Source organism: Listeria swaminathanii, assembly GCF_014229645.1.
Taxonomy (GTDB): domain Bacteria; phylum Bacillota; class Bacilli; order Lactobacillales; family Listeriaceae; genus Listeria; species Listeria swaminathanii.
Genome location: NZ_JAATOD010000008.1, coordinates 1 through 2430 on the forward strand (window position 1 = coordinate 1; position 2430 = coordinate 2430).

Consider the following 2430-nt stretch of genomic DNA (forward strand, 5'->3'; position numbering starts at 1 on the left):
TACAAGTAGTTAGAGCCCGTTAATGGGTGATAGCGTGCCTTTTGTAGAATGAACCGGCGAGTTACGATTTGTTGCAAGGTTAAGCGGAAAAAGCGGAGCCGTAGCGAAAGCGAGTCTGAATAGGGCGAATAAGTAACAGGTCGTAGACCCGAAACCAGGTGATCTACCCATGTCCAGGATGAAGGTAAGGTAATACTTACTGGAGGTCCGAACCCACGCACGTTGAAAAGTGCGGGGATGAGGTGTGGGTAGCGGAGAAATTCCAATCGAACTTGGAGATAGCTGGTTCTCTCCGAAATAGCTTTAGGGCTAGCCTCGAGGTAAAGAGTCATGGAGGTAGAGCACTGTTTGGACTAGGGGCCCTTCTCGGGTTACCGAATTCAGATAAACTCCGAATGCCATGTACTTATACTCGGGAGTCAGACTGCGAGTGATAAGATCCGTAGTCGAAAGGGAAACAGCCCAGACCACCAGTTAAGGTCCCAAAATATATGTTAAGTGGAAAAGGATGTGGGGTTGCTTAGACAACCAGGATGTTGGCTTAGAAGCAGCCACCATTGAAAGAGTGCGTAATAGCTCACTGGTCGAGTGACCCCGCGCCGAAAATGTACCGGGGCTAAACATATTACCGAAACTGTGGATGAACCTCTTTAGAGGTTCGTGGTAGGAGAGCGTTCTAAGGGCGGTGAAGTCAGACCGGAAGGACTGGTGGAGCGCTTAGAAGTGAGAATGCCGGTATGAGTAGCGAAAGAAGGGTGAGAATCCCTTCCACCGAATATCTAAGGTTTCCTGAGGAAGGCTCGTCCGCTCAGGGTTAGTCGGGACCTAAGCCGAGGCCGATAGGCGTAGGCGATGGACAACAGGTAGAGATTCCTGTACCAGTGCTAATTGTTTAACCGATGGGGTGACACAGAAGGATAGGGAATCGCACGAATGGAAATGTGCGTCCAAGCAGTGAGTGTGAGAAGTAGGCAAATCCGCTTCTCGCGAAGCATGAGCTGTGATGGGGAAGGAAATTAAGTACGGAAGTTCCTGATTTCACGCTGTCAAGAAAAGCCTCTAGGAAGAGTAGTACTGCCCGTACCGCAAACCGACACAGGTAGATGAGGAGAGAATCCTAAGGTGAGCGAGAGAACTCTCGTTAAGGAACTCGGCAAAATGACCCCGTAACTTCGGGAGAAGGGGTGCTCTATTAGGGTGAAAGCCCGAGAGAGCCGCAGTGAATAGGCCCAGGCGACTGTTTAGCAAAAACACAGGTCTCTGCAAAACCGTAAGGTGACGTATAGGGGCTGACGCCTGCCCGGTGCTGGAAGGTTAAGAGGAGTGCTTAGCTTCGGCGAAGGTACGAATTGAAGCCCCAGTAAACGGCGGCCGTAACTATAACGGTCCTAAGGTAGCGAAATTCCTTGTCGGGTAAGTTCCGACCCGCACGAAAGGCGCAACGATCTGGGCACTGTCTCAACGAGAGACTCGGTGAAATTATAGTACCTGTGAAGATGCAGGTTACCCGCGACAGGACGGAAAGACCCCGTGGAGCTTTACTGCAACCTGATATGGAATGTTTGTACCGCTTGTACAGGATAGGTAGGAGCCGAAGAGACGTGTGCGCTAGCATACGAGGAGGCAATGGTGGGATACTACCCTGGCTGTATGACCATTCTAACCCGCCACGCTTAGCGCGTGGGGAGACAGTGTCAGGTGGGCAGTTTGACTGGGGCGGTCGCCTCCTAAAGAGTAACGGAGGCGCCCAAAGGTTCCCTCAGAATGGATGGAAATCATTCGCAGAGTGTAAAGGCACAAGGGAGCTTGACTGCGAGACTGACAAGTCGAGCAGGGACGAAAGTCGGGCTTAGTGATCCGGTGGTTCCGCATGGAAGGGCCATCGCTCAACGGATAAAAGCTACCCCGGGGATAACAGGCTTATCTCCCCCAAGAGTCCACATCGACGGGGAGGTTTGGCACCTCGATGTCGGCTCGTCGCATCCTGGGGCTGTAGTCGGTCCCAAGGGTTGGGCTGTTCGCCCATTAAAGCGGCACGCGAGCTGGGTTCAGAACGTCGTGAGACAGTTCGGTCCCTATCCGTCGCGGGCGCAGGAAATTTGAGAGGAGCTGTCCTTAGTACGAGAGGACCGGGATGGACACACCGCTGGTGTACCAGTTGTTCCGCCAGGAGCATCGCTGGGTAGCTATGTGTGGCAGGGATAAACGCTGAAAGCATCTAAGCGTGAAGCCCCCCTCAAGATGAGATTTCCCATTTCTTCGGAAAGTAAGATCCCTGAAAGATGATCAGGTAGATAGGTTTGGAGTGGAAGTGTAGCGATACATGGAGCGGACAAATACTAATCGATCGAGGACTTAACCAAAAAATGAAACGAAGTTACCTAACTGAACACTTTCTTCTCTAGTTTTGAGAGAGCAATCTTTCAACAA

General features: G+C 51.7%; 1 rRNA gene. It reads left to right on the forward strand.

The window, feature by feature from the left end:
* Positions 1 to 2363, forward strand: a 23S ribosomal RNA gene (locus HCX62_RS13895); the annotation flags it as partial.
* Between the last annotated feature and the right edge of the window lie 67 nt (positions 2364 to 2430).